At 72.3% G+C, this 25,941-nt stretch carries 24 protein-coding genes and 1 pseudogene; 12 read left to right on the forward strand and 13 right to left on the reverse strand.

Going from position 1 to position 25,941, the window contains the following annotated elements:
- Nucleotides 1-60 precede the first annotated feature (60 nt).
- The 6 genes and pseudogenes from lpdA to cobU all read right to left on the reverse strand — a co-directional run.
- Complete coding sequence (gene lpdA, locus OG689_RS29500; protein ID WP_191293676.1) at nt 61-1,449, reverse strand: dihydrolipoyl dehydrogenase; 1,389 nt, start codon at nt 1,447-1,449, stop codon at nt 61-63.
- A 438-nt stretch (nt 1,450-1,887) separates the two neighbouring features.
- The gene (locus OG689_RS29505; protein WP_266323898.1) at nt 1,888-3,390 is read right to left on the reverse strand and encodes a leucyl aminopeptidase; all 1,503 of its coding nucleotides are present in this window, start codon (nt 3,388-3,390) and stop codon (nt 1,888-1,890) included.
- Nucleotides 3,391-4,199: 809 nt separating this feature from the next.
- Nucleotides 4,200-4,598, reverse strand: coding sequence for a hypothetical protein (locus OG689_RS29510; RefSeq protein WP_266323899.1), 399 nt, complete (start codon nt 4,596-4,598; stop codon nt 4,200-4,202).
- Nucleotides 4,599-4,662: 64 nt separating this feature from the next.
- A complete protein-coding gene (locus tag OG689_RS29515; protein WP_266327501.1) occupies nt 4,663-5,430 on the reverse strand; it encodes an adenosylcobinamide-GDP ribazoletransferase in 768 nt (255 codons plus the stop codon).
- A gap of 166 nt (nt 5,431-5,596) precedes the next feature.
- The gene (locus OG689_RS29520) at nt 5,597-6,721 is read right to left on the reverse strand and encodes a nicotinate-nucleotide--dimethylbenzimidazole phosphoribosyltransferase (protein ID WP_266323900.1); all 1,125 of its coding nucleotides are present in this window, start codon (nt 6,719-6,721) and stop codon (nt 5,597-5,599) included.
- Nucleotides 6,722-6,768: 47 nt separating this feature from the next.
- A pseudogene (gene cobU, locus OG689_RS29525) lies at nt 6,769-7,320 on the reverse strand (bifunctional adenosylcobinamide kinase/adenosylcobinamide-phosphate guanylyltransferase); the annotation flags it as partial.
- A gap of 144 nt (nt 7,321-7,464) precedes the next feature.
- On the opposite strand from cobU, the gene OG689_RS29530 reads away from it, so the two are divergent.
- On the forward strand, nt 7,465-7,665 hold the full coding sequence (locus tag OG689_RS29530; protein WP_266323901.1) for a hypothetical protein: 201 nt from the start codon (nt 7,465-7,467) through the stop codon (nt 7,663-7,665).
- 174 nt (nt 7,666-7,839) lie between these two features.
- Here the strand turns inward: OG689_RS29530 and OG689_RS29535 are convergent, their stop codons facing one another.
- Nucleotides 7,840-8,538 carry a methyltransferase domain-containing protein gene (locus tag OG689_RS29535; protein WP_266327503.1) on the reverse strand — a complete coding sequence of 233 codons (699 nt, stop codon included), beginning with the start codon at nt 8,536-8,538 and terminating at the stop codon, nt 7,840-7,842.
- Between the two features lie 179 nt (nt 8,539-8,717).
- On the reverse strand, nt 8,718-9,317 hold the full coding sequence (locus tag OG689_RS29540; RefSeq protein ID WP_266323903.1) for a DUF3043 domain-containing protein: 600 nt from the start codon (nt 9,315-9,317) through the stop codon (nt 8,718-8,720).
- A 311-nt stretch (nt 9,318-9,628) separates the two neighbouring features.
- On the opposite strand from OG689_RS29540, the gene OG689_RS29545 reads away from it, so the two are divergent.
- Entirely contained in the window at nt 9,629-10,429 is an 801-nt protein-coding gene (locus OG689_RS29545) for a PspA/IM30 family protein (RefSeq protein ID WP_190214897.1), read from the forward strand.
- A 46-nt stretch (nt 10,430-10,475) separates the two neighbouring features.
- Nucleotides 10,476-10,775 carry a hypothetical protein gene (locus OG689_RS29550; RefSeq protein ID WP_266323904.1) on the forward strand — a complete coding sequence of 100 codons (300 nt, stop codon included), beginning with the start codon at nt 10,476-10,478 and terminating at the stop codon, nt 10,773-10,775.
- Nucleotides 10,776-10,901: 126 nt separating this feature from the next.
- Here the strand turns inward: OG689_RS29550 and nadA are convergent, their stop codons facing one another.
- The gene (nadA, locus tag OG689_RS29555) at nt 10,902-12,083 is read right to left on the reverse strand and encodes a quinolinate synthase NadA (RefSeq protein WP_266323905.1); all 1,182 of its coding nucleotides are present in this window, start codon (nt 12,081-12,083) and stop codon (nt 10,902-10,904) included.
- 196 nt (nt 12,084-12,279) lie between these two features.
- Between nadA and OG689_RS29560 the strand changes: the two genes are divergently transcribed.
- From OG689_RS29560 to OG689_RS29570, 3 genes are all read left to right on the forward strand, one after another.
- A complete protein-coding gene (locus OG689_RS29560; protein ID WP_266323906.1) occupies nt 12,280-13,206 on the forward strand; it encodes an NADP-dependent oxidoreductase in 927 nt (308 codons plus the stop codon).
- An 83-nt stretch (nt 13,207-13,289) separates the two neighbouring features.
- A complete protein-coding gene (locus OG689_RS29565) occupies nt 13,290-13,754 on the forward strand; it encodes an Lrp/AsnC family transcriptional regulator (RefSeq protein ID WP_073923264.1) in 465 nt (154 codons plus the stop codon).
- A 275-nt stretch (nt 13,755-14,029) separates the two neighbouring features.
- A complete protein-coding gene (locus OG689_RS29570; RefSeq protein ID WP_266323907.1) occupies nt 14,030-15,397 on the forward strand; it encodes a pyridoxal-dependent decarboxylase in 1,368 nt (455 codons plus the stop codon).
- Nucleotides 15,398-15,477: 80 nt separating this feature from the next.
- On the opposite strand, the gene OG689_RS29575 is transcribed toward OG689_RS29570, so the two are convergent.
- Nucleotides 15,478-16,365 carry a GNAT family N-acetyltransferase gene (locus OG689_RS29575; protein ID WP_266323908.1) on the reverse strand — a complete coding sequence of 296 codons (888 nt, stop codon included), beginning with the start codon at nt 16,363-16,365 and terminating at the stop codon, nt 15,478-15,480.
- 211 nt (nt 16,366-16,576) lie between these two features.
- Between OG689_RS29575 and erpA the strand changes: the two genes are divergently transcribed.
- Nucleotides 16,577-16,930, forward strand: a complete 354-nt coding sequence (gene erpA / locus OG689_RS29580; RefSeq protein WP_266323909.1) for an iron-sulfur cluster insertion protein ErpA — start codon at nt 16,577-16,579, stop codon at nt 16,928-16,930.
- 84 nt (nt 16,931-17,014) lie between these two features.
- On the opposite strand, the gene OG689_RS29585 is transcribed toward erpA, so the two are convergent.
- Together OG689_RS29585 and OG689_RS29590 are read right to left on the reverse strand one after the other, a co-directional pair.
- On the reverse strand, nt 17,015-17,704 hold the full coding sequence (locus OG689_RS29585; protein ID WP_266323910.1) for a hypothetical protein: 690 nt from the start codon (nt 17,702-17,704) through the stop codon (nt 17,015-17,017).
- Between the two features lie 128 nt (nt 17,705-17,832).
- Nucleotides 17,833-18,051 (reverse strand): hypothetical protein, encoded by a 219-nt coding sequence (locus OG689_RS29590; RefSeq protein WP_266323911.1) that lies wholly within the window; start codon nt 18,049-18,051, stop codon nt 17,833-17,835.
- Nucleotides 18,052-18,288: 237 nt separating this feature from the next.
- On the opposite strand from OG689_RS29590, the gene OG689_RS29595 reads away from it, so the two are divergent.
- Complete coding sequence (locus OG689_RS29595; RefSeq protein WP_266323912.1) at nt 18,289-19,266, forward strand: carbohydrate kinase family protein; 978 nt, start codon at nt 18,289-18,291, stop codon at nt 19,264-19,266.
- A gap of 55 nt (nt 19,267-19,321) precedes the next feature.
- Here the strand turns inward: OG689_RS29595 and OG689_RS29600 are convergent, their stop codons facing one another.
- Complete coding sequence (locus OG689_RS29600) at nt 19,322-20,857, reverse strand: cysteine desulfurase/sulfurtransferase TusA family protein (protein ID WP_266323913.1); 1,536 nt, start codon at nt 20,855-20,857, stop codon at nt 19,322-19,324.
- 358 nt (nt 20,858-21,215) lie between these two features.
- Between OG689_RS29600 and coxB the strand changes: the two genes are divergently transcribed.
- From coxB to OG689_RS29620, 4 genes are all read left to right on the forward strand, one after another.
- Complete coding sequence (gene coxB, locus OG689_RS29605) at nt 21,216-22,067, forward strand: cytochrome c oxidase subunit II (protein WP_266323914.1); 852 nt, start codon at nt 21,216-21,218, stop codon at nt 22,065-22,067.
- 92 nt (nt 22,068-22,159) lie between these two features.
- A complete protein-coding gene (gene ctaD, locus OG689_RS29610; RefSeq protein ID WP_266327505.1) occupies nt 22,160-23,845 on the forward strand; it encodes a cytochrome c oxidase subunit I in 1,686 nt (561 codons plus the stop codon).
- Nucleotides 23,845-24,261, forward strand: coding sequence for a cytochrome c oxidase subunit 4 (locus OG689_RS29615; RefSeq protein WP_266323915.1), 417 nt, complete (start codon nt 23,845-23,847; stop codon nt 24,259-24,261). The genes ctaD and OG689_RS29615 overlap by 1 nt, the downstream gene beginning before the upstream one ends.
- Before the next feature lie 170 nt (nt 24,262-24,431).
- Nucleotides 24,432-25,697 carry an Ig-like domain-containing protein gene (locus OG689_RS29620; RefSeq protein WP_266323916.1) on the forward strand — a complete coding sequence of 422 codons (1,266 nt, stop codon included), beginning with the start codon at nt 24,432-24,434 and terminating at the stop codon, nt 25,695-25,697.
- Nucleotides 25,698-25,941: the final 244 nt, after the last annotated feature.

The raw sequence follows: 25,941 nt of genomic DNA on the forward strand, positions 1-25,941 counted from the left end.
GTTTCAGCGACTCCTATCAAGTCTTGCGTACGGGATGGGGGAAGTAAGCGGGGCGCGCGATCAGTCGTGCGCGTGCAGCGGCTTGCCGGCCAGCGCCAGGTGCGCCTCGCCGAGGGCCTCGGACTGCGACGGGTGCGCGTGGATGAGCTGCGCGACCTCGGCCGGCAGCGCCTCCCAGTTGTAGATGAGCTGGGCTTCGCCGACCTGCTCGCCCATGCGGGCGCCGACCATGTGGACGCCGACCACGGCGCCGTCCTTGACCTGGACGAGCTTGATCTCGCCGGCGGTCTTGAGGATCTTGCTCTTGCCGTTGCCGGCCAGGTTGTACTTGAGCGTGACGACCTTGTCCTTGCCGTACAGCTCCACGGCCTTGGCCTCGGTGATGCCCACCGACGCGACCTCGGGGTTGCAGTACGTCACACGCGGCACACCGTCGTAGTCGATCGGCACGGCCTTGAGGCCGGCCAGGCGCTCGGCGACGAGAATGCCCTCGGCGAAGCCGACGTGGGCCAGCTGCAGGGTCGGGACGAGGTCGCCGACGGCCGAGATGGTGGGCACGTTGGTACGCATGTACTCGTCGACCAGGACGTAGCCGCGGTCGGTGGCGACGCCGTTCTCCTCGTAGCCGAGGCCGGCCGAGACCGGGCCGCGGCCGATGGCGACGAGCAGCAGGTCGGCGTCGATCTGCTTGCCGTTCTCGGTGGAGACGCGCACACCGTCGGCGGTGTACTCGACACCCGAGAAGCGGGCCTTGAGCTCGAACTTGATGCCGCGCTTGCGGAAGGCGCGCTCCAGCAGCTTGGAGGAGTTCTCGTCCTCCAGCGGGGCCAGGTGCGGCAGGGCCTCGACGATGGTGACGTCGACGCCGAAGGACTTCCAGACGGACGCGAACTCGACGCCGATGACGCCGCCGCCCAGGATCACGGCCGACTTCGGGATGCGGTCGAGCTTGAGGGCGTGGTCCGAGGAGATCACCCGGTCGCCGTCGATGGTCAGGCCCGGCAGCGACTTCGGCACGGAGCCGGTGGCGAGGACGATGTGGCGGCCCTCGACGCGCTGGCCGTTCACGTCCACCGAGGTCTGCGAGGAGAGCTTGCCCTCACCGGTGATGTAGTGGACCTTGCGGGAGGCGACCAGGCCCTGCAGGCCCTTGTACAGGCCGGAGACGACGTCGTCCTTGTACTTGTGGACGCCCTTGATGTCGATGCCCTGGAAGGTGGCGAGGACACCGAAGTCCGCCGCCTCGCGGGTCTCGTCCGCGACCTCGGCCGCGTGCAGGAGAGCCTTGGTCGGGATGCAACCACGGTGCAGGCAGGTGCCGCCCAGCTCGCCCTTCTCGATCAGGGCCACACTCAGGCCCAGCTGAGCGGCGCGGAGCGCCGCGGCGTAACCGCCGCTTCCGCCTCCGAGAATGACAACGTCGAAAACGGTGCTGGCGTCGTTCGCCACGTCACGTCCTCCATGCAAAGGGGTGCGGATCGCCGGGCCGGTCGCGGTCCGGTGGGTCGGGAAGCCTTTGTAAGGCGCCCAGTCGTGCCGAAAATACATCTTCGCACTTGTTCGTGGCAGCTGATGTCCCGGCCTGCCCCGAGGGTATCCGGGCACCCCGTAGCGGGGGGTCGAACGTCCCGTACGTCAGGGTATCGCCGCAGCTCACAGGGGTCGTGCCAGGGCGGTGAGCCGGCCTGTCCGGGGCCGTGGGCGCGGGGAGTTCCACCTTGTGGAACAAAGTTTCGCCCGCAGCGAACAGGGGTGCGGGGGGCGCCAGGTCTTATTACCGCCAGGTAACCGGAAAATGGAATGAAAAAGGCCCGGCGCCCGTTGAAGGGCGCCGGGCCGGCCCGCCCCCGGCGACCGGGAGCGGCTGGAACCGTTCGGGGCGGAACGTCAGGCCTTGTCGCCCGCGGCCGTCCGCTCGGCGAAGCGGAGCAGCGTGCGCACCGCGCTCGCCGTGCCGCCCTTGGGGGTGTAGCCGTACGGCGCGCCCTCGTGGAAGGCCGGGCCCGCGATGTCCAGGTGCGCCCAGTCGATGCCCTCGGCGACGAACTCCTTCAGGAAGAGACCGGCCACCAGGCCGCCGCCCATCCGCTCGCCCATGTTGGCCAGGTCGGCGATGGTCGACTCGGTCATGCCCTTGCGCAGCTCGACCGGCAGCGGCATCGGCCAGGACTGCTCGCCGGCCTCCTGCGCCGTCGCGTGCAGGGTCTCGCGCAGCTCGTCGCTGTTGGACATCACGCCGAAGATGCGGGTGCCCAGGGCCAGCACCATCGCACCGGTCAGCGTCGCCACGTCGACGATCACGTCCGGGTTCTCCTCGCCGGCCCGCACGATCGCGTCCGCCAGCACCAGCCGGCCCTCGGCGTCGGTGTTCAGCACCTCGACGGTCTTGCCGCCGTACATCCGCAGCACGTCGCCGGGGCGGGTGGCCGAACCGGACGGCATGTTCTCCGCCAGCGCCAGCCAGCCGGTGATGTTGACGGCCAGACCCAGGCGCTTGGCCGCGACCACGGCCGCGAAGACCGCCGCCGCGCCCGACATGTCGCACTTCATGGTCTCGTTGTGGCCGGCCGGCTTCAGCGAGATGCCGCCCGAGTCGTAGGTGATGCCCTTGCCGATGAAGGCGAGCGTCGCCTTGGCCTTCGGGTGGGTGTAGGCCACCTTCACCAGCCGCGGCGGGTTCGTCGAACCGACGCCCACGCCGAGGATGCCGCCGAAGCCGCCCTTGGCGAGCGCCTTCTCGTCCAGCACCTCGACCTTGAGGCCGTGCTCCTTGCCGGCGGCCTGCGCGATCGTCGCGAAGGCCTTCGGGTTGAGGTCGTTCGGCGCCATGTTGATCAGGTCGCGGGCGCGGTTCATCTCCTCGCCGACCGCGGTGGCGCGCTCGACCGCCGCCTTGGCGTCCTTGCTGCCCTTGCGGCTGGTCAGCACGACCAGCTCGCCGACCGGCTCCTTGCCGGCGCCGTTGCTCTTGTAGGTGCCGTACGAGTAGGACCCGAGCAGGGCGCCCAGCGCGATCGCGCCCGCGTCCTCGGCCGACTCGGCCGGCAGCGCCAGCGCGACCTTCTTGGTACCGGCGAGGGTCCGCGCCGCGACACCGGCCGCGCGGCGCAGCGCCTCCTCGGAGAAGCCCTGCTCGGCGTCGCCGAGGCCGACCGCGAGCACGAGCGGGGCCTTCAGGCCGGCGGGGGAGGGGACCTTCACGGCCTCGCCCTCGCCACCGGTGGCGCCCAGGGTGGTGAGGACCTCGGCCAGCTTGCCCTCGAACGCCTCGATCACGGCCTCGGCACCGGGTGCCACCACGATGCCCTTCGCGCCCTTCGCCACACCGACCACCAGGGCGTCCGCACGCAGCGATGCGGCGGAGGAGGTGCTCACAGACAATGCAGTCACGTATTTGCGTCCTGTTCTTTCGCGTCCACGGCCGGGTGCGGCGGTGATGCCGCACCGGCGTACCCCCGGGTCGCGGGAGGACCTGCCCGGCCGGCTCCGGCTCCGGGACCCCTGGCGCGTGCGCCGCCTCCGGCGACCGCACACACCAGAGGTCCCGGCTCCTCGGTGAAGAGCGGCCGGGCAGTTCCCGCGACGTTGCAGGGCTACGGTGCTCCCCGCATGGTAGTCCGCATGCTGGGATCACGCCGCCCCCGGTACCGGCCCTGACCGGTCACCGCACGGCAGGGCTCCCACCGGCCCGCGGCCCCGGCGCTCCCCGGTCCGCCGCCCGTCCCCGGCCCGCAGGGAACGGGGGCCTCCGTTCCGACGTCGCTCGGGCGCGCGGGTTCGCCCGCGACGTGGCTCGACGGGGAGAGATGAGCAACGCGGGACTGACGCACCACCTGAGGATGCTCCACGCGCAGGCCGGCCACCCGGCCGTCCTGCTGGCCGAGTTCCGGCGGAGCATCCTTCTGGTGCCGTATCTCGTGGTCGCCCTGCTCGATGCCGAGCTGCTGCTGTTCGCCCAACCGGGCGGAGCGCCGTTGTACGTGCTCCCGGGAACCGAAGGCCGAGACGTGCTGGAGGCCTGCACGTCTCCTCGGTACCTGCCGCAGCACTGGCCCGGTGTCGTGAAATTGACCGGACGTCAGCTGGTCGCCGCGACCGTGGGCCTCGATCTGCGGCTCAATCCCGGCAGCCGGGTGTCGGTGACCCTTCCGTTGGACAGTCTCGGCCCGCCGCAGGGGGCTTGGAGGCCTACAGGGCAGTCACTTGCCCCACAGTGCGGGACCGCCGGGCTCGGACTTCCAGGGGTCGTCCGAGGCCCGGCCCGCCTGGGCGACGAACTCCCTGAGCGAAGGCGGCAGTTCTTCCGCCGGCCAGGCGCAGAGCAGGTCGCCGATCACGGCCCAGGCCTGGGCCGCCGCCTGGAGATCACCGGCCCGGAGGGCGGTGAACACCAGGTTCGAGTAGCGCCTGGCGAACCGGTCCCAGGTCCAGATCATGCTCTCGATGTCCGGATCCGCCACCGGAGCGCGGTTCCAGAGGCTGCGCTGACGGGGAGTCAGGAACGCGCGCAGGTCGTCGTACTGCTCCTTGGTCGGCAGCGGCGGGAGCCGGGACATGGGGGCGGTCTCCGTCTCGGCGGTGTCCTGGGGCCGGGCCACGATCTTGAGGGGGGCGGCCCTGCCGGCGCGATCACCGCGATCCGGCCGGGGCACGGGTCTCTCGTCAGCCCGCCAGGGCCAGCGTGAGCAGGCAGCAGGTGGCGGCGGTCTCCGCCGTCGCGCCCAGGACGTCGCCGGTGATGCCGTCGAAGCGGCGGACGCAGCGGCGGAGCAGGAGCCGGGCGCCGAGCAGACCGGCGACGAGGGCGAGCGGGAGCCGCAGGGCGGACCAGCCGTCGGTGAGGCCGGCCAGGGCGAGCAGCAGGGCGGCGGCGGCCGAGACGGCGAGCGCCGCGGCGGGCGCCACGGTGCTCGCGACCATCGCGCCGAGGCCGCCCGGCCGGGCGGCCGGCACCGAGCGCAGGCAGCCCCAGGCGAGCGCGCAGCGCGCGGTGACGGCGCAGGCGAGCACGGAGAGCGCGCCGCGCAGCGGGGAGTGCTCGAACTGGCCGGCAAGGGCGGCGATCTGGGCGAGCAGGGCGAGCAGCAGGGTGAGCACGCCGAAGGGTCCGATGTCGGACTGCTTCATGATCCGCAGCGCGTCCTCGGCCGGCTTGCCGCTGCCGAGGCCGTCCGCGACGTCGGCGAGGCCGTCCAGGTGCAGGCCCCGGGTCAGGGCGGCGAGCGCCGCGACCGCCGCGACCGCGCCGAGCAGTCCGCCCGCCCGCCAGGCCACCAGGGCGGCCGGTACGGCGGCGAGAATCCCGAGCACGATCCCGACCACCGGGGCGCAGAGCATCGCGCGCCCCGCGGTCGGCCGGTCCCAGCGTTCGACCCGCACCCGCAGCACGGACAGCGTGCCGAAGGCGAACCTCAGCCCCTCGAACCGCAGCCGGCTCGCGGGCGGAGCACCGGCCCCGGGCGCACCGGAGCCGGAAGCGTCCGGGCCGGAAATGCCCGGGCGGGAATCGTCCGGGCCGGCAGGGTCAGGGCCGGAAGCGCCGGAGTCGGCCGCACCGGCCGCGGGCACGCCGGTCCCCGGCTCCTGCGGCACGGCCTCAGACCCGGCCGAGCAGATCCGCCGCCGAGGGCAGCTTGGGCTGCACCCGCGGCACCACGGGCGCCTCGGGCAGGCCGGGGAGCACGGTCTCCTCGGCCAGCGTGTCCGCCGCCGCCTGCAGCAGCGGCAGCGACATCAGCGCGCCGACGCCCTCGCCCATGGTGATCTTCTGTTCCTGCAGCGGGATCAGCGTCAGCCGGTCGTAGGCCTTCGCCTGGGCGGGCTCGCCGGTCGACTGCCCGGCCCGCCACCACTCGGGAGCCCGGAACGCGATCCGCTGCGCCACCAGCGCGCAGGAGGCGGAGACCACACCGTCCAGCACCACCGGCAGCCGGCGTACCGCGGCCTGCAGCAGGAAGCCGGTGATGGCGGCGAAGTCGGCGCCGCCGGTGGCCGCCAGCAGGGCCAGCTGGTCGCCCAGGACCGGCCGGGCCCGCCGCAGCGAGTCGCGGACGGTGGCGCACTTGACCATCCAGACCCGGTCGTCGATGCCGGAGCCGCGCCCGGTGACCGCCGCGGCGTCCGTCCCGCAGAGGGCGCCGACCAGTACGGCGGCGACGGTGGTCGAGCCGACCCCGAGGTCGCCGAGCACCACCAGGTCCGTCCCGGCGTCGGCCTCCTCGTCGGCGACCGCCATGCCGGCGCGGAAGGCCCGGGCGGCCTCCTCGGCGGTGAGCGCGTCCTCGACGTCGATCCGGCCGGAGCCGCGCCGCACCCGGTGGCGGGTCACCTCTTCGGGGAAGTCGTCCGGGTCGGCGTCCACCGCCACGTCGACCACGCGTACCCGGGCGCCGAAGCGCCGCGCGAGCACCGCGACCGGCGCCGTGCCGTCGAGGACGGCGCGTACCCGCTGGGCCGTCCCGCCGTCGGCGGGCAGCTCGGAGACGCCCAGCGAGGCGACCCCGTGGTCGCCGGCGAACAGCAGCACCTTGGGCGCCGACAGCGGCCGCACGGGGGAGTGCCCCTGTACGGAGGCCAGCCAGCTGCCCAGCTCCTCCAGCTGGCCGAGGCCGCCGCGCGGCCGGTCGAGCGCCTGCCAGCGCTCGTCGGCGGCCCGGCGGGCGCTCTCGTCGGGGCGCTCGACGAGCGAGGAGAACGTATCCAGATCCACGGTCGTGTCCATCGCTGGGAAGGCTACACGGCGTGGGGCGCGATGAGGTGGCTGGCCTGTCAGGCGGCGGGCTTCACCGTCACCACCTGTCCCGCCACCACCAGCAGCACCCGCTCCGAGGCGTCGGCCACGGCCATGTTCAGCCGGCCGAGGGTGTCCCGGAAGCGTCGCCCGGCGGCCGTCGCGGGGACGACGCCCATTCCGACCTCGTTGCTCACCGCGATCACCTGACGGTCCGTCGTGCCCCAGGCTTCCGCCAGTGCCGCGCAGCGCAGTCCGACCGCCCGTTCGCCGCCGTCGTCCCAGGCCGCGTCGTCCCAGGCGTCGCACTCGTCCATCACGGTGGTCAGCCAGAGCGCCAGGCAGTCGATCAGTACCGGCGCGGGGTCGGCGGCGTCCCGCAGCACATCATCGAGGTCGCAGGTCTCCGCCGTCCGCCAGCTCGCCGGGCGCCGCTCGCGGTGCAGGTCGACCCGCCGGGCCCACTCCGGGTCGCCGTCCCGGGTGCCGCCGGTCGCCACGTAGAGGACGTCGTCGAACCCGGCGAGCAGCTGCTCGGCCCGGGTGGACTTGCCCGAACGGGCGCCGCCGAGGATCAGGGTGCGGGGGAGTGCCATGGCGTCCATCCTGCCGGACGAGGCGTAGGGATGATCGCGGCGGGCAGGCTAATGTGCGCAGCACAACACAGCGGCGGCACGACAGTGCGGCAGGACAGAGCGGTACGACCAACCAGTCGTCAGCGGGAGGAGCCGGGCATGGTCTGGACGTGGCGGTACGAGAAGGCGGACGGAACCCTGGTGACCCCCGCGGGTGGCCAGGAGGAGTTCCCGGGTCAGGGCGACGCGGAGTCCTGGATCGGCGAGAGCTGGAAGCAGCTGGTCGAGGACGGCGTCGACAAGGCCGTGCTGCTCGACGACGACCGTGTCATCTACTCGATGAGCCTGCACGAGGCCTGAGCCTGCGAGAGGGCTGAGCCTGCAAGAGGGGCTGAGCCTGCACGAGGGACTGCCCGGTCCGGCAGGTCCGGGCACCCGCCCGGACCTGCCGGACCTGTCCGCCCGGGGAGAGCGCCGGGACGGCGTACAGGCTGACGAGCGGGCCGGCGTGCGGCGCAGGGCCGGCCCGGCTCGCTACTTCGCGCCCACCACGTGCAGCAGTCCGGCTATCTGCCGGTAGGGGTCGGTCTTGCCGGCGCGTTCCTCGGCCTCCAGCAGCTGGGCGAGGCGGCGGCCGTCCACCGGCGGCGCGGAGTCGTCGGCGGTGTTGTCGGTGAAGACCCGCACGCCGTACCAGTGCTTCAGCGGCACCGAGACCTCGGCGAGGGTGACGGCCAGGTCGGCGAGCCGGTCGGCGCGGGCGGTGAGCCCGAGCCGGTTGTAGTAGCGGTCGCTCTCGAAGGCGTGCAGGGCGGCGCGCCAGTCACCGGCCGCGCCGGGGCGCATGGCCAGCGCGTCGCGGTTGCGGGCCAGCAGCGAGAGCACGCCGCCGGGGGCCAGCAGCCGGGCCAGCGAGGCGATCATCGGGTCCGGGTCGGGCAGGTACATCAGGACGCCGTGGCAGAGCACCACGTCGAAGCTGCGGGCGCCGAACCAGCGGCCGCACTGGTGGCCGTCCCCGCTGAGCAGCTGGACCCGGCCGCGGACCTCCGCGGGCTCCTCGGCGAGTGCCGCCTGGGCGAGGCCGAGGGCGGCCTGGTCCGAGTCGATGCCGGTGACGAAGTGGCCGGCCCTGGCGAGCCGCAGCGCCTGGACGCCCTGGCCGCAGCCGACGTCCAGGACGCGCTGGCCGGTGCGTCCGGCGAGCTGCTCGGCCAGCTGCCTGGCCACCATCTCCTGGCGGACCAGGTTGCGCAGTCCGCCCTGGCGCTCGGCCGACGGGCCGGCGCCGGCGAACGAGCCGCTGCGCGAGGGGAGCCGGTCGTGGCCCCCGCCGCCCTGGCCCGGCAACGCGTACAGGCCGGGCCCCTCCCAGGTGGGAGGGGCCCAGCCCGAGTTCACCGGCTCGGCGGTCAGGGCCTGGCCCCGCGCTTGACCTGGGGCTTGGGCAGTCGCAGCCGGCGCATCTGCAGGATGCGCATCAGGCCGTACGCGACCGCGCCCCGGGTGTTCTGCCCGGCGAAGCGCTCGCCGAGCTGCTTGCGCAGGCCGAGGCCCAGGCGGGCGAAGTCCAGGATGACCAGGACGAAGAAGGCGAGGAAGAGCAGGGTGGACAGGAGCTGCAGGGCCGGCACCCGCACCACGCTGAGGATCAGGATGACCACGGCGGCGGGCAGGAAGAACTCGGCGAGCGACCAGCGGGCGTCCACGTAGTCGCGGACGAACTTGCGCACCGCGCCCTTGTCACGGGCGGGCAGGTAGCGCTCGTCACCCTCCAGCAGCGCGGTGCGCTGCTTCTCCCGCTCGGAGCGCATCCGCTCGCGGGACTGCCGGGCGGCCTCCTTACGGTCCTTGGGGACGGTCACCCGGGTGCGCCGGTTGGCCTCGGCGTCACTGCGCTTGGGCGTGGGCCGGCCCTTCTTCGCCTGCGGGTCGCGGGCCTGGCTCGTATCGCTCTGCTTCTCCAGCACGGCGGCGGAGGCAGTGGCATCGTCTGAACGGCGTCGGAACACACCCCCAGCGTACGTGGTGCTCGGACGCTTCTTCCCGTGCCGTCGGACCCAAACAGATATCGATCAAGAATCCGACCAGGTTCCGAGGTTTTCGGGCCCCGGCCCGGCGCGCCCAGTACGGGGTTCCCTCCCCCTGCCGGATCATGAAATCGGGGTCGGTTTCCACCCCCGGGATGAGGCATCGGCACCCGTGGCTGTAGCAGTCTTGTTGCAGGCAGGTGCACTGCGGCGATCGCCTCGCTGCACATACACTCGTCGTGTCTGGTAACGAGACTGAGACCGCAGGCCGGAGAAGGGGGCACCCGAGGCCCATGAGCGACGGAATCATGAAGCGTATGGGGCTGATCTTCAAGTCCAAGGCCAACAAGGCCCTGGACCGTGCAGAAGATCCGCGTGAAACGCTCGACTACTCGTACCAGAAGCAGCTCGAACTGCTGCAGAAGGTGCGCAGGGGCGTGGCCGACGTGGCCACCTCGCGCAAGCGTCTGGAGCTTCAGCTGACCCAGCTGCAGCAGCAGTCCGCGAAGTACGAGGACCAGGGGCGCAAGGCGCTCTCGCTCGGCCGGGAGGACCTCGCGCGCGAGGCCCTGACCCGCAAGGCCAACATGCAGTCGCAGATCACCGACCTGGAGACGCAGTACCAGCAGCTCCAGGCCGAGGAGGAGAAGCTCACGCTCGCCTCCCAGCGGCTGCAGGCCAAGGTGGACGCCTTCCGGACGAAGAAGGAGACCATCAAGGCCACCTACACCGCCGCCCAGGCGCAGACCCGGATCGCGGAGTCCTTCTCCGGGATCTCGGAGGAGATGGGCGACGTGGGCCTGGCGATCCAGCGGGCCGAGGACAAGACGGCCCAGATGCAGGCCCGCGCGGGTGCGATCGACGAGCTGCTGGCCTCCGGTGCGCTCGACGACGCCAGCGGCCTCGGCCGCAAGGACGACATCGAGGCCGAGCTGGAGCGGGTGGCCGGCGGCTCCGACGTCGAGCTGGAGCTGGCCCGGATGAAGGCCGAGCTCACCGGCGGCCCCGCGGCCGCGCAACCGGCCATCGAGCAGGGCAAGCCCGGTACGCAGGACAAGCAGGACACCCCGGGGACGATCAACTACAACAAGTGATCCCACTCCTACGGCTTCGGCCACGACAGCAGGGAGACGCAGCGGCATGATCATGAGGGTCATGGGGGAAGGGCAGTTCCAGGTGGCCGACGACCACCTGAACCGGCTCAACGAGCTGGACGACGATCTGCTGCGTGCGCTGGAGTCGGGGGACGAGGAGCACTTCAGGTCCGCGCTGGACGGTCTGCTGGCGGCGGTGAAGCAGTTCGGCAGCCCGCTGCCGGACGATTCGCTGGAGCCCTCCGACCTGATCCTCCCCGACGCCGAGGCGACCATCGAGGAGGTCCGGCAGCTGCTGCGGGCCGAGGGCGACGGGCTGATCCCGGGCATTCCCGAGTACGGCTAGGTCCGGCCCGGTCCGGGGGCCCGTGCTGAGCGGGCGGCCGGAGGCGGACGGACATGTGTGAGGGCGGGCACCCCCCGGGGGGTGCCCGCCCTCACACATGTCCGCGACCGCGGGGCCCGCCGCCGGCTACGGCAGGGCCAGCATCCGGTCGAGCGCGGCCTTGGCGTACTTCTCGGTCTCCGGGTCGACGGTGATCACGTTCGGCACCCGGCCCTCGACCAGCGACTCCAGGGCCCACACCAGGTGCGGCAGGTCGATCCGGTTCATGGTCGAGCAGAAGCAGACCGCCCGGTCCAGGAAGACGACCTCCTTGTCCGGGTGCGCCTTGGCGAGCCGGCGGACGAGGTTCAGCTCGGTGCCGATGGCCCACTTGGAGCCCGGCTCGGCGGCGTCCAGCGCCTTGATGATGTACTCGGTCGAGCCGACCATGTCGGCGGCCGAGACCACCTCGTGCTTGCACTCGGGGTGCACCAGCACGGTCACGCCGGGGATCCGGGCGCGGACGTCGTTCACCGAGTCCAGCGAGAACCGGCCGTGCACCGAGCAGTGGCCGCGCCAGAGGATCATCTTGGCGTCGCGCAGCTGCTGGTCGGTCAGCCCGCCGTTCGGCTTGTGCGGGTTGTAGAGCACGCAGTCGTCCAGCGACAGGCCCATCTCGCGGACGGCGGTGTTGCGGCCCAGGTGCTGGTCCGGCAGGAAGAGCACCTTCTGGCCCTGCTCGAAGGCCCACTCCAGCGCGCGCTCGGCGTTGGAGGAGGTGCAGATGGTGCCGCCGTGCTTGCCGGTGAAGGCCTTGATGTCGGCCGAGGAGTTCATGTACGAGACGGGCACGGTGACGTCCGCCACGCCGGCGTCGGTGAGCACGTCCCAGCACTCGGCGACCTGCTCGGCGGTGGCCATGTCGGCCATCGAACAGCCGGCCGCGAGGTCCGGGAGGATGACCTGCTGCGCCGGGCCGGTCAGGATGTCCGCGGACTCCGCCATGAAGTGCACGCCGCAGAACACGATGTACTCGGCCTCCGGGCGGGCGGCGGCGTCCCTGGCCAGCTTGAACGAGTCGCCGGTGACGTCCGCGAACTCGATGACCTCGTCACGCTGGTAGTGGTGGCCGAGGATGAAGACGCGGTCGCCGAGGGCGGCCTTGGCGGCGCGGGCCCGCTCGACGAGGTCGGGGTCGGAGGCGGCGGGCAGGTCCCCGGGGCACTCGACGCCGCGCTCGCTGTTGGGGTCGGCCTCGCGGCCGAGCAACAGCAGGGCGAGCGGCGTCGGGGTGGGGTCGACGCCGTAGGTCTCAGTGGTGGTGGTCACGGGCGGGTGCCCTCCTGTGCCGGCCGGGTTTTGTCGAAGCGGCCTTTTCGTCTATCTGACGTTATCTATCATAACCCGGTTAGCGTCAGATTGACGATGGCCGCCCTGTCGATGTGATCAGAACCGCTCGACCAGGCGGAGTCTTCCCGGCGTGTGTCGGAAGGTGTTCATGGGGCTCCTGAGGTTGGCTGGCGGGATGAAGGCAATCGCGATCAGGCAGTACGGCGGCCCCGAGGTCGTCGAGTACACCGACCTCCCCGATCCCAAGGTGGGGCCGGACTCGGTGCTCGTCCAGGTGCGGGCGGCCGGGGTGAACCCGGTCGACCGGAAGATCCGCGAGGGGCTTCTCGACGGCGCCTTCGACGTGCACTTCCCGCTGATCCCGGGCTGGGACGTGGCCGGGGTGGTCCGGGCCGTCGGCGGGGCGGTCACCGAGTTCGCGCCCGGTGACGAGGTGATCGGCTACGTCCGCAAGGACGCCGTCGAGCACGGTACCTACGCCGAACTGGTCGCCGCCCCCGTCCGCACCCTGGCCCGCAAGCCCGCCGCGCTCGACTGGGCGCAGGCCGGCGGCCTCCCGCTGGCCGGCCTCACCGCCTACCAGAGCCTGGTCAAGGCGCTACGGGTCAAGGCCGGCGAGACCGTGCTGGTGCACGCGGCGGCCGGCGGGGTCGGCCACCTCGCCGTCCAGATCGCCACGGCGCACGGCGCCCGGGTGATCGGCACCGCCGGCCCACGCAACCACGACTACCTGCGGGAACTCGGCGCCGAACCGGTGGCGCACGGCGACGGCCTGGCCGACCGGGTCCGGGCCCTGGCCCCCGACGGGGTCGACGCCGCCCTGGACCTGGTCGGCGGCGACGCCGTCGCGATCTCCGCCGCCCTGGTCGCCGACCCGGCCCGGATCGCCTCCGTCGCCGACTACGGCGTGGCCGCCCGCGGCGGCCACTACGTCTGGGGCCGCCCTGACACCGCCGACCTCACCGCGCTCGCCCGGCTCGCCGACGAGGGCCGGCTCACCGTCACCGTCGCCTCGACCTTCCCGCTCGCCCAGGCCGCCTCGGCCCAGGCGCTGAACGCGGAGGGCCGGACCAGGGGCAAGATCGTGCTCCTGGTGGACTGACCGGCCCGATCCCCCAGAATGGGCGGTGAACCGTTTCCGCGGATCACCGCCCAGTACGCCGCACGACCGGGAGCCCCGCACCGATGAGCACGAGCCGACCGCCGGAGCCGGGCGGAGCCTCCCTGGACGAGACCGACCGGCTCGTGCTCGCCCAGCTGGGCCGCGACGGCCGCGCCTCGTACGCCGAGATCGGGCTGCTGGTGAACCTCTCCGCGACCGCCGTGCGCCGCCGGATCGACCGGCTGCGGGCGCGCGGCGTGGTCCGCGGCTTCACCGTCGTGCTGGACCCGGCGTTGCTCGGCTGGCAGACCGAGGCCTTCGTCGAGGTGTACTGCCGGGAGCGGACCGCGCCCGAGGAGATCCTCGCCAGCCTGCGCCAGTTCCCCGAGGTGGTCGCCGCCTGGACGGTCACCGGCGACCCCGACGCGCTGGTCCACCTGCGGGCCTCCGACACCGGGCACCTGGAGGCCGTGATCGAGCGGATCCGCAAGGAGCCGGGTGTGCAGCGCAGCCGCAGCTCGGTGGTCCTGTCCCGCCTGATCGGCTGAACGCCGGGCCCGCGCCCCTCTCACCGGGCCGCCGCCCGCCGGGCCGGTGACCCACCGCCCGCCGGGCCGTTCACCCACCGCACCGCCCGCCTCACCGGCCCCACGCAGGAAACCTGCGCGGGGCCGCCCGAACACGCCCGAAAGCTGCCCCAGCAGCCGGGTTCCGACGCGCGTGCGGACCGCCTCGCTGCCTAGGCTGATCATGCCGGTCCGCCCCGCCCTCACCGGCCGCGCGGCCCGCCTCCCCGACCCCCCCAGAGCCGAGAGGGACACCCGTGTCCGCAGCCCCCCACCGCATGCACCGGCCCGACAGTGAGCTGGTCGACCTGGTATTCGACTACATGCGCGAGCGGCTGCAGTACGACCCGGTGCCGCTCGACCACCCCGGCGACGGCGACCACCTGCGGGCCCGGCTGGCCGGCGTCCTCAACGCCACCGGCAACAACCCCGCCGACGTGCTCAAGCTGTACGACCACGAGCTCTCCCGCGCGGTGATCTCCGCCGACAGCCCGCGCTACCTCTCGTTCATCCCGTGCGCCCCCACCAAGGCCGCGCTGCTCTTCGACATGGTCGTCTCCTGCGCCTCCCTGCAGGGCATCTCCTGGCTGGAGGCGGCCGGCGCGATCGCCGCCGAGAACCAGGTGCTGCGCCTGATCGCGGACCGGGCCGGCCTGCCCGAGTCGGCCGGCGGCACCTTCGTCTCCGGCGGCTCGGCCGGCAACCTCTCCGCGTTGGTCGTCGCCCGCGACACCGCCCGCCGCAAGCTCGGTGTGGGCCGGGAGGCCACCCTGCGGATCGCCGTCGCCGACCAGGTGCACTCCTCGGTCAAGAACACCTTCAACATCATCGGTGTCGAGGCGTTCGTCGTCCCGACCGTGGACCGCCGCTTCACCGGCGAGGCGCTGCGCGCCGCGCTGGCCGCCGACCCGAACCCGGAAACGGTGATCGCGGTGGTCGGTACGGCCGGCACCACCAACGAGGGCATCGTCGACGACCTCCAGGGCCTGTCCGAGGTCACCCGCGAGCGCGGCCTCTGGTTCCACGTCGACGGCGCGTACGGCGGGGCCGGGCTGTTCGCCCCCTCCGTCCGCGAGCGCTACAACGGCATCGAGCACGCCGACTCCTTCGTGGTCGACCCGCACAAGTGGCTGTTCGCTCCGTTCGACTGCGCCGCGCTGATCTACCGCAACCCGCAGCTCGCCCGCGCCGTGCACACGCAGGACGCCTCCTACCTGGACGTCCTGCACACCGAGGGCGACGAGTGGAACCCCACCGACTACGCCTACCACCTCACCCGGCGCGCCCGCGGCCTGCCGCTCTGGTTCTCGCTCGCCGTGCACGGCACCGACGCGTACACCGACGCGATCGAGGAGGGCCTGCGCCTCGCCCGGGAGAGCGCCCGGGTGATCCGCGACACCGAGCACCTGGAGCTGCTGCACGACCCGCAGCTGTCCGCCGTCTGCTTCCGCCGCAAGGGCTGGACCAACGACGACTACTACCGCTGGTCGCAGCAGCTGCTCGCGGACCAGATCGGCTTCGTCACCCCCACCGGCTGGGACGGCGAGACGGTGGCCCGGTTCGCCTTCCTGCACCCGGGCACCACCATGGAGATGGTCCAGGAGATCCTCGACACCATGGCGTGAGCCGGTGGCTGAGCCCGTGAGCCCGTGAGCCCGTGAACCTCCGGGCCCACGGGCTCACGGGCGCCGGCGTCCGGCCGGAGTCAGAGAAAGCCGCCGCTGGGGATGTACGGCGCGGGCGGGCGCATGCCCCGGACCGCCAGGTAGCCCCGCGTCCCCAGCGAGAGGCCGACCTCCAGCCCCACGTCCACGGCCCACTCCTGCTCGGCGGTGAGGAACTCCACACCGGCCTCCGTACCCTCCGGCACCCGGGCCAGCGCCTCGCGCAGCAGACGGGTGGCGATCCGCTTGGACGTCGCGGCCAGCAGCTTGACCGCGCCGCCGTCCCGGTAGCAGTAGCCGCTGCCCGCCAGGGTGTCCGCGACCAGCAGCTCGTCGTAGTGGGCGAGCATGAAGTCGTGGTCCGGGCCGTGCGCCGCCCCCCGGGCGCCGCGGTCCACCGAGTCCAGCAGATGCCGGTGCACGGGCCCGCCCGGGTGCACCGGGATGTCGCCCGGGTCCAGCAGGCCGTCCCGGTCCACCCGGCCGGTCAGCGTCATCGCCGGGTGCAGGGTGAACCCCGCCCGCCGGTAGCGCCGGGCCGCGGCGGGGGACGGCGAGGCGCAGAGCAGCCCGCGCAGGCAGCCCCGGCCGTGCGCCGCCGCCCGCTCCAGCAGCAGCTGCCCCACACCCTGCCCCTGGGCGGCCGGCAGCACCGCGAACAGGGCCAGGATCCACACCCCCTCACGGCGCATCGACAGGGCCGCGCCCACCGCCTCGCCGCCGTGCTCGGCGATCCAGCACCCCTGCGGGTCGGTCCGGGCCAGATGTCTGGTCCGGGCGAGCTGCTGGACGGTGCGCGCCTGGGCCTCGGGGCCCTGCGACCGCTCACCGCCGCCCGTACGGACGGCCAGGTCCTGGAAGGCCGCGTGGGCGATCTGCCGCACGGCCTCGGCGTCGGCGGCACTGTCTTGCACCTGGCGCAGGATCATGGCACCCATCCTGGCAATCGGGGGCGCCCCGGGTGGGTGCTTCGCGCGGATCGGGCGATGACCACACCCGCGTGGTGTGCGAGCATGGGGAATGTGAAGGAACGGGCCGCGAATCCCGTTCCCCGAAAGAACCACCGCCCGGGGAAATGAATCCGGGTGGCCGCTGGTTGGTACTGGCGGCAGATCGTCGTCAACGACCGGGAGTAAGCAGATGACCGTCCAGGACGAGACCACCGTCGAGAGTGGTCTGCTCCTTACCGATGCCGCCGCGGCCAAGGTCAAGGGCCTGCTGGAGCAGGAAGGCCGCGAGGACCTGGCGCTTCGCGTCGCCGTCCAGCCCGGTGGCTGCTCCGGCCTCCGTTACCAGCTCTTCTTCGACGAGCGCTCGCTCGACGGCGACGTTCTCAAGGACTTCGACGGCGTCAAGGTCGTCACTGACCGGATGAGCGCCCCGTACCTCGGCGGCGCCACCGTGGACTTCGTGGACACCATCGAGAAGCAGGGCTTCACGATCGACAACCCGAACGCCACCGGCTCCTGCGCCTGCGGCGACTCGTTCAGCTAGCAGCACCACGAAGGCGGCCCCGGGAGTTCTCCCGGGGCCGCCTTCGTCATGCCCGCCGCCGTTCCGGCGGCGGGCAGGTGTCCGCTACCTGTCGGCCGGTACCGGCGGCCCGCCCGCGACCTCTGCCTCCAGCGGCACCTCGGCGCCGGTGGCGGCGTCCACCACGGCGCGGCCCATCAGCGGGCCCTTGAGGTCGGTCGTCACCGCCTGGCGCTTGGCCACCGCCGCGCAGGCCGTGCCCGAGGGCATCGGGGCGGCCACCACGATCCGGACGGTCACCCGGCCGGGCTGGGACTCGTCCGCCTTCAGCCCGTACTTCTCGCAGATGCCGCCGTAGAAGAGCACCGTCAGCCGGTTCCCGCTCAGCTGGTACCCGATGGTCTGCCGGCCGCCCGGGACGGGCGCGGGCTCCCCGGGGGCGATCCCCGGGCCGGTGGGCTGCGGGCCGTCCGGGCCGACGCCGGGCGTCGGGCCGGTGCCCGGGGTCGGTGCCGCGGACGGGCCGGTCGGCCGCGGATCCGGTGCCGAAGGGGTGGGCGCGGGCTCCCCGGGCGCGATCCCCGGCCCCGATCCGGCGGCCGAAGGGTCCGAGGGCGCCGTGACGGAGGGCGAGGCCGTCGCCGCGGTGTCGGAGGCGGCCGGGCCGCCACCGCCGCAGCCGGCCACCGCCGCGAACGCCAGGGCCACGCCGGCCAGGGCCGCCGCCCCTCGCCCGCCGAGGCGGGTGGTGCCCGGGCTCCGCTCCGGCCGGGCCTTCGTCTGCAGAACGTTCACTGACTTCCTCCCGAGGGCTGGGCGGCGCCGCCTCCTCGGCGACACCGCGCCGGTTTGACGTGCCCCGGAGGAGTCCGGTTCCACCGGGTGCGCCGACCGGCGGCGGCACCCGGCGGCACCGGGGCGTCCTACGCCCCGTACTCGGCCATTCCGGCGACCAGCTGCTGCGCCCCGGACGACACCGCGAAGCCCGGCCCGGCGGTCGCCACCGGCTGCTCCCCGACCGCGGACGGCGGCCAGAAGCGGCCCAGCCGACGGGACGAACTCACCAGCTCGTCCAGGGTGTCCGGGTCGGTGTCGCCCCGCAGGACGGGGGAGACGCGCAAAGGGTGCTGACTGGAATTCATCGGGTCATCGCTCCGATCACGGTGCCGCGGCGACGGTGCCGCAGACGTGGACGGGGCCGCTGACGGGCCCCTCTGTTGCGACCCTAGGACGCCCGCCGGGCGGGGACCAGAGCTACCCGGAGGTAGTACCCGTTCACGCCAAGGGCAGTCATCCCGACGACCCGCGGTGCCCCGGGCGGGTACCGTGGGGAGGTTCGTCCGCTGCCCATGGCCCTGCCGCCACTCTGAGGAGACCCCGTGCGTATCGCCGTCGCCGGCTCGATCGCCACCGACCACCTGATGACCTTCCCCGGCCGGTTCGCCGACCAACTGGTCGCCGAGCAACTGCACACGGTGTCGCTGTCCTTCCTGATCGACACCCTCGACATCCGGCGGGGCGGGGTCGCCGCGAACATCTCCTTCGGCATGGGTCTGCTGGGCCTGCGCCCGATCCTGGTCGGCGCCACCGGGGCGGACTTCGCCGAGTACCGCAGCTGGCTGCAGCGCCACAACGTGGACACCGAGTCGGTGCACATCTCCGAGACCCGGCACACCGCCCGCTTCATGTGCACCACGGACGAGGACCACAACCAGATCGCCTCGTTCTACACCGGCGCGATGGCCGAGGCCCGTTACATCGAGCTCAAGCCGATCGCCGACCGGGTCGGCGCCCTGGACCTCGTCCTGATCGGCGCCGACGACCCGCAGGCGATGGTCCGCCACACGCAGGAGTGCCGCACCCGCGGCTACGCCTTCGCCGCCGACCCCTCCCAGCAGCTGGCCCGCCTGGAGGGCGACGACATCCGCGAGATCGTGGACGGCGCCGCGTACCTCTTCACCAACGAGTACGAGGCCGCGCTCATCGAGAGCAAGACCGGCTGGGACGCGGAGGAGATCCTCACCCGGGTCGGCACCCGGGTGACCACCCTGGGCAGCAAGGGCGTGCGGATCGACCGCAAGGGCGAGGCGCCCATCACCGTCGGCTGCGCCCCCGAGGAGCGCAAGACCGACCCGACCGGCGTGGGCGACGCGTTCCGGGCCGGCTTCCTGGCGGGCCTGTCCTGGCAGCTCGACCTGGAGCGCTCGGCCCAGCTCGGCTGCATGCTCGCCACCCTGGTGATCGAGACCGTCGGCACCCAGGAGTACGAGCTGCGCCCCTCCGCCTTCCTGCAGCGCTTCGAGGGCGCGTACGGCGCGGAGGCGGCGGCCGACATCCGGGCGCACCTGGTCAAGTAGTCCCACCCGGGCCGCCGGTCCGGCCCGCCCGCCGTCGGTCCGGCGGTGCGGCGGGTCAGGCGGTGCGGCGGACCAGGTAGGCCACACCCCGGTCGCCGCCGTAGCCGGCGGCCGGGGCCTCGCCCAGGTACTCCTGGCCGCGCATCCCGCACCAGGCCGGGATGTCCAGCCGCGCCGCCTCGTCGTCGGCCAGCACCGCGATCGTCCCGCCGGCCGGCACGTCGCCGATCCGCTTGGCCAGCTCGATCACCGGCAGCGGGCACCGCTTGCCCAGCGCGTCGAGGACCAGCGCGTCCAGGACCAGGGCAGCGTCCCCCGGTGTGCCGGCGTCCGCCGCCTCCTCGTTCGCGGCCTCGCCGTCCGGCGCCTCGCCGTCCGGTACCAGGACGGCCGTCCCGCCGGCGTCCGGCGCCGTGCCCCGCAGAGTCACGGGGGCGGCCCCCGCCGGGGCGGGCAGGTCCAGCCCGAGCGGCGCCCGTACCCCCGCGACGATCCCCGGCAGCACGGCGAGGAACCGCTCGACCTCCGCCTCGGTGGCGTCGAAGGGCAGCGAGATCCGGACGTTGCCCTCGGTCAGCACCCCCATCGCGGCCAGCACGTGGCTCGGGGTCAGGGTGGAGGAGGTGCAGGAGGAGCCGGAGGAGACCGCGAAGCCGGCCCGGTCCAGCTCGGCCAGCAGCACCTCGCCGTCCACGTACAGGCAGGAGAAGGTGACCAGGTGCGGCAGCCGCCCGACCGGGTCGCCGACCACCTCCACCTCGGGTACCACCTGCGGGACCCGCGACCTGATCCGTTCGACCAGCCCGTGCAGCCGGGCGTTCTCCCGCTCGGCCTCGGCCCGGACGGCGCGCAGCGAGGCGGCCGCCGCCACGATCGCCGGCACGTTCACGAAGCCGGGCACCCGGCCCGCCTCGCGCTCGTCGGCCGGCAGCGGAGAGGCGTACCTGACGCCCTTGCGGACGACGAGCACCCCGACGCCGGCCGGGCCGCCCCACTTGTGGGCACTGGCGGTCAGCAGGGACCACCCGGTGGGGACGGCGCTGCGCCCGGCGCTCTGCGCGGCGTCCACCAGCAGCGGTACGTCGCCGCAGATCCCGGCGACCTCGCCGACCGGCTGGACGGTCCCCACCTCGTGGTTGGCGGACTGCAGGACGGCCAGCGCGGTGTCGGGCCGCAGGGCGGCGGCGAAGTCCGCCGGGGCGGCCCGGCCGAGCCGGTCCACCGGGACGACGGTGACCTCGCCCGTCCCGCTCCCGGCCGGCGTCCGCTCCCACCGCTCGGCGGTGTGCAGCACCGCGGAGTGCTCCACGGCGGAGTGCACCAGGTGGGCGCCGCGGCGGCGGTTGCCGGCCAGTGCCCCGAGCATCCCCAGCTGCAGGGCCTGGGTGCCGCTGGCCGTGAACGACACCTCGTCGGCCCGGGCGCCCAGCACCTCGGCGACCGTCCCGCGCGCGGCGTCCAGCAGCATCCGGGCCTGCCGGCCCGAGCGGTAGAGCCGGGCGGGGTCGGCCCAGCCCTCGTCCAGTGCGGCGGTCAACGCCTGGCGGGCGACCGGGTGAAGCGGTGCGGTGGAGGCCACGTCGAAGTACACGGTGTCATTCAACTACAGACCCGGTGTCGCCCCGTCGTCTCACCGCCCGTCAGTCGATCACCCGTTTTGTCCGATTCGTCCGTACCCGACGGGTCGTCACCCACCTCCTGTGGGCGTGTCCCCCGATCGGGCGTACGACCCTCGAAAGTCTGCCGTGACCTGGGAATCCACCCCGGCCGGGCCTGATCGGGCGACCGGGCGGCGCGTTACCGGGACCTGCCCGTCAGCAGCGCATAAGGCTGGAGTAGGGTTTGGCCCGCATAAGCATTCAAACCGTGCCCGTGGACGGGTCGCCGGGGAGGGTCACCACCCTCTTCGGAGCGACGCGAAGGCGGGCGAGACTTCGGGAAGGCGCTACGTGAGTCCCAACGGCTCCGACCGCTCGCCGCGGCGCACGATGCGGCGGAAGCTGCCTCAGGCGCTGGCACTGGGCCTCGTCATCGCGACCGCTACCGGCTGCTCGGCCAACGACCTCCCCAGGCTTGGCCTCCCGAGTCCCGTCACGGAGCAAGGGCCCCTGGTCCTTCACATGTGGCAGGGCTCCTGGATCGCGGCGCTGGCAGTGGGCGCACTGATGTGGGGTCTGATCATCTGGAGCGTGATCTTCCACCGGCGCAGTCGCACCGGTATCCAGATCCCTCCGCAGACCCGGTACAACGTGCCCATCGAGGCGCTCTACACCGCGGTCCCCATCGTCATCGTGTCGGTGCTCTTCTACTTCGTCGCGCGCGACGAGACGGAGCTGACCTCCACCTCCGCCAAGCCCGACCACACGGTCAACGTGGTGGGCTTCCAGTGGAGCTGGGCGTTCAACTACGAGAACACCGAGAAGCCCGACCCGACCAGCATCACGGCGGCGTACGAGGTGGGCACGCCCGCCGAGCCGCCGACGCTGTACCTGCCGGTCAACGAGTCGGTGAAGTTCATCCTCACCTCGCGCGACGTCATCCACGACTTCTGGCCCGTCAACTTCCTGATGAAGATGGACGTCGTGCCGGGCGTGGTCAACAAGTTCGAGGTCACGCCGACCCAGATCGGCGAGTACAAGGGCAAGTGCGCCGAGCTCTGCGGCGTCGACCACTCGCGGATGCTCTTCAACGTGAAGGTCGTGTCCCGCGCGGACTACGACAAGCACCTGGCGGACCTGCGGGCCAAGGGCCAGACCGGCGCGGTGCCCTCCGGCATCACGACCATGGGAAGTGAAGAATAGTGACCATCCTCAACGAGCCCGCCGCGGCCGGCGGGGGCGCCGGGGCCGTCACGGTCGGCGGGGGCCAGCGCACCCGCAAGCCGGGTTCCACCATCATCAAGTGGCTGACCACCACCGACCACAAGACGATCGGCACCCTGTACCTGGGGACGTCGTTCGCCTTCTTCCTGATCGGTGGCATCCTCGCCCTGGTCATGCGCGCCGAGCTGGCTCGTCCCGGGACCCAGATCCTGTCGAACGAGCAGTTCAACCAGGCGTTCACGATGCACGGCACGATCATGCTGCTGATGTTCGCGACGCCGCTGTTCGCGGGCTTCGCGAACTGGATCATGCCGCTGCAGATCGGCGCGCCCGACGTGGCGTTCCCGCGGCTGAACATGTTCGCCTACTGGCTGTACCTGTTCGGCTCGACGATCGCGGTGGCCGGCTTCGTCACCCCGCAGGGCGCGGCCGACTTCGGCTGGTTCGCCTACTCGCCGCTGTCCGACGCCGTCCGCTCGCCGGGCATCGGCGCCGACATGTGGATCATGGGTCTGGCCTTCTCCGGTTTCGGCACCATCCTCGGCGCGGTCAACTTCATCACCACGATCATCTGCATGCGCGCGCCCGGCATGACGATGTTCCGGATGTCGATCTTCGTCTGGAACGTCCTGCTGACCGCGGTGCTCGTCCTGCTGGCCTTCCCGGTCCTCGCCGCCGCGCTCTTCGCGCTGGAGGCGGATCGAAAGTTCGGGGCTCACGTCTTCGACCCGGCGAACGGCGGGGCGCTGCTCTGGCAGCACCTGTTCTGGTTCTTCGGTCACCCCGAGGTCTACATCATCGCGCTGCCGTTCTTCGGCATCGTGTCGGAGATCATCCCGGTCTTCAGCCGCAAGCCGATGTTCGGCTACTCCGGCCTGATCGCGGCCACCATCGCGATCGCCGGTCTGTCCGTGACGGTGTGGGCGCACCACATGTACGTCACCGGGCAGGTGCTGCTGCCGTTCTTCTCCTTCATGACTTTCCTGATCGCGGTCCCGACCGGTGTGAAGTTCTTCAACTGGGTCGGCACCATGTGGAAGGGCTCGCTGAGCTTCGAGACCCCGATGCTCTGGACGATCGGCTTCCTGGTCACCTTCCTCTTCGGTGGTCTGACCGGTGTCCTGCTGGCCTCCCCGCCGATCGACTTCCACGTCTCGGACTCGTACTTCGTCGTCGCCCACTTCCACTACGTGGTCTTCGGCACCGTCGTCTTCGCGATGTTCGCCGGCTTCCACTTCTGGTGGCCGAAGATGACGGGCAAGATGCTCGACGAGCGCCTCGGGAAGATCACCTTCTGGACGCTGTTCATCGGCTTCCACGCGACCTTCCTGGTCCAGCACTGGCTCGGCGCCGAGGGCATGCCCCGCCGCTACGCCGACTACCTGGTCTCGGACGGCTTCACCACCCTGAACACCGTCTCCACCATCGGCTCCTTCCTGCTCGGCCTGTCGATCCTGCCGTTCCTCTACAACGTCTGGAAGACCGCCAAGTACGGTGAGAAGATCGAGGTCGACGACCCGTGGGGCTACGGCCGCTCGCTGGAGTGGGCGACCTCCTGCCCGCCGCCGCGGCACAACTTCCTCACCCTCCCGCGCATCCGCTCGGAATCCCCGGCGTTCGACCTGCACCACCCGGAGATCGCCGCGCTGGACTACCTGGAGGCGCACGGTGAGCCGGCCAAGCACTTCGCCGGCGTGACCCCGGCCAAGTACGACAACCCGCAGCTGGGCAAGGGCAAGAAGGACGGCGACGCCTGATGAAGGAACAGGGCAAGATCTTCCTGGGCTTCGCGGTCTTCATCCTCGCGATGGCCATCACATACGGCATCTGGACCTCGAAGAGCGACCTCGGGTTCGAGGCGGCCGGTACCACCGCGCTGGTCCTGGCGACCGGCCTCTGCGCCATGATCGGGTACTACCTCGCCTTCACCGCCCGCCGGGTGGACAGCGGCGCGGGTGACAACCCCGAGGCCGAGGTCGCGGACGACGCCGGCGAGATGGGCTTCTTCGCCCCGCACAGCTGGCAGCCGCTCTCGCTGGCGATCGGCGGCGCGCTCGCGTTCTGCGGCGTGATCTTCGGGTGGTGGCTGCTGTACTGGTCGATCCCGATCATCCTGATCGGCCTGTACGGCTGGGTCTTCGAGTTCTACCGGGGCGAGGACCAGAACCAGTAGGTTCCTCCCGCTCAACCACAGGGCCGGGCTTCCCGCAAGGGGCGCCCGGCCCTGCTGCGTCCGCCGGGTGGCGGGCTCACCCCTCCGGCTCAGCGGGAGGTCCTCCGGATGTCGCTATCCGTGCGGTGTTCCTACGATCTGAACAATCGTGCGACCCCTCGGAGGCGGGCATGACCGGCAGGCGCGGAACCTCAGGCATACGCAGCAGCATCTCCCTCGCACTCATCTGCATAACCCCGCTGGCCGCCTGCTCCTCGGGCGGATCGGAGCAGGCCACCGAGCCCTCCCGGACGGTGGACGCGGCCCCGCTGGTGCACACCTCGGCCACCGGCGGCCTCGACCCCTCCCAGCCCCTCACCGTGACCGCCGAGCCCGGCACCCGGCTCACCGACGTCACCCTCAGCGGTCCGGACGGGCACCTGGTCGCCGGAAAGCTCTCCGAGGACCAGCGCAGCTGGCAGAGCACCGGCCATCTGAAGGCCGCCACCAGCTACACCGTGAAGATCGCCGCCGACGACGGCAAGGGCGGCCGGGGCGAGACCAGCTCCACCTTCAGCACCGTCGCGGCGCAGCGGCTGCTCACCGCCGAACTCGGACCCGACTCCTCGGGCAGCGGCGTCTACGGCGTCGGCCAGCCGCTCACCGTGAAGCTCTCCGAGGCGGTCAAGGACCCGGCCGCCCGTCAGGAGGTCGAGAGCGCGCTGCGGGTCGTCTCCCAGCCCGCCGTGATCGGTGCCTGGTACTGGGTCGACGACCAGAACCTGCACTTCCGGCCGAAGGACTACTGGCCGGCCAACGCCACGGTCGCCCTGAGCTTCGACGGCGAAGGCGTCCGGATCTCCGACGGCCTGTACGGCGGCCCGCCGGCCAGCCTGGCGCTGAAGACCGGCGACCGGGTCGAGAGCGTGGTGGACGCCGCCACCCACGAGCTCACCCTCACCCGCAACGGCCAGCCGGTGCGCACCATCCCGGTCACCACCGGCAAGCCCGGCTTCTCCACCCGCAACGGCATCAAGGTGGTGCTCGGCCAGGAGCGCTCGGTGCGGATGAGCGGGGAGTCGATCGGGATCGCGGCCGGCAGCTCGGAGTCCTACGACCTGCAGGTCGAGTGGGCCACCCGGGTCACCTGGAGCGGCGAGTACGTCCACGCCGCGCCCTGGTCGGTGGCCTCCCAGGGCGTCGACAACGTCAGCCACGGCTGTACCGGCATGAGCACCGAGAACGCCAAGTGGTTCTACGAGCAGACCCGGGTCGGCGACCTCGTCCAGGTGGTCAACAGCAAGGGCGCCGGCATGGAGCCCTTCGGCAACGGCTTCGGCGACTGGAACCTCACCTGGGACGACTGGGTGAAGCACAGCGCCACCGGGAAGCCGGTCAGCACCGACGGCCCGGTCAGCCAGGGTCAGACCGCCGCGGTGATCCTGCCGCAGCTGTAGAAGTACGGCCGGCCCCACGGTGACAGCGCGCAGCTACTCGATCTTGTAGGGACCTCCGGGTGGTACGGAGTTGCCGTCCTCGCCTTTGATTGGTGCGTGCATCAGATGTGCGGCCGGCTCACAGTCAGCAGTGGCGCCGGCGGTATGCGGCCGGGACGTCTGCGCCGACTCGAGGAATCGGGCGGTGATGGGCGGAGCGGGGACCGTGGTCCCGGCGTCTGCGGACGAGGGAGCGGCGGGGCTG

Source organism: Kitasatospora sp. NBC_00240, from assembly GCF_026342405.1.
Classification (GTDB): domain Bacteria; phylum Actinomycetota; class Actinomycetes; order Streptomycetales; family Streptomycetaceae; genus Kitasatospora.

Bases quoted from the DNA above. Each gene is read 5' to 3' on its own strand.
- OG689_RS29560 (WP_266323906.1), top strand. From the start codon at position 12,280: ATGAAGGCAATCGCGATCAGGCAGTACGGCGGCCCCGAGGTCGTCGAG.
- OG689_RS29575 (WP_266323908.1), bottom strand. From the start codon at position 16,365: ATGATCCTGCGCCAGGTGCAAGACAGTGCCGCCGACGCCGAGGCCGTG.
- OG689_RS29620 (WP_266323916.1), top strand. From the start codon at position 24,432: ATGACCGGCAGGCGCGGAACCTCAGGCATACGCAGCAGCATCTCCCTC.
- OG689_RS29565 (WP_073923264.1), top strand. From the start codon at position 13,290: ATGAGCACGAGCCGACCGCCGGAGCCGGGCGGAGCCTCCCTGGACGAG.
- OG689_RS29550 (WP_266323904.1), top strand. From the start codon at position 10,476: ATGATCATGAGGGTCATGGGGGAAGGGCAGTTCCAGGTGGCCGACGAC.
- OG689_RS29615 (WP_266323915.1), top strand. From the start codon at position 23,845: ATGAAGGAACAGGGCAAGATCTTCCTGGGCTTCGCGGTCTTCATCCTC.
- erpA (WP_266323909.1), top strand. From the start codon at position 16,577: ATGACCGTCCAGGACGAGACCACCGTCGAGAGTGGTCTGCTCCTTACC.
- OG689_RS29535 (WP_266327503.1), bottom strand. From the start codon at position 8,538: ATGGTGGCCAGGCAGCTGGCCGAGCAGCTCGCCGGACGCACCGGCCAG.
- OG689_RS29530 (WP_266323901.1), top strand. From the start codon at position 7,465: ATGGTCTGGACGTGGCGGTACGAGAAGGCGGACGGAACCCTGGTGACC.
- OG689_RS29590 (WP_266323911.1), bottom strand. From the start codon at position 18,051: ATGAATTCCAGTCAGCACCCTTTGCGCGTCTCCCCCGTCCTGCGGGGC.
- OG689_RS29520 (WP_266323900.1), bottom strand. From the start codon at position 6,721: ATGGACACGACCGTGGATCTGGATACGTTCTCCTCGCTCGTCGAGCGC.
- OG689_RS29545 (WP_190214897.1), top strand. From the start codon at position 9,629: ATGAGCGACGGAATCATGAAGCGTATGGGGCTGATCTTCAAGTCCAAG.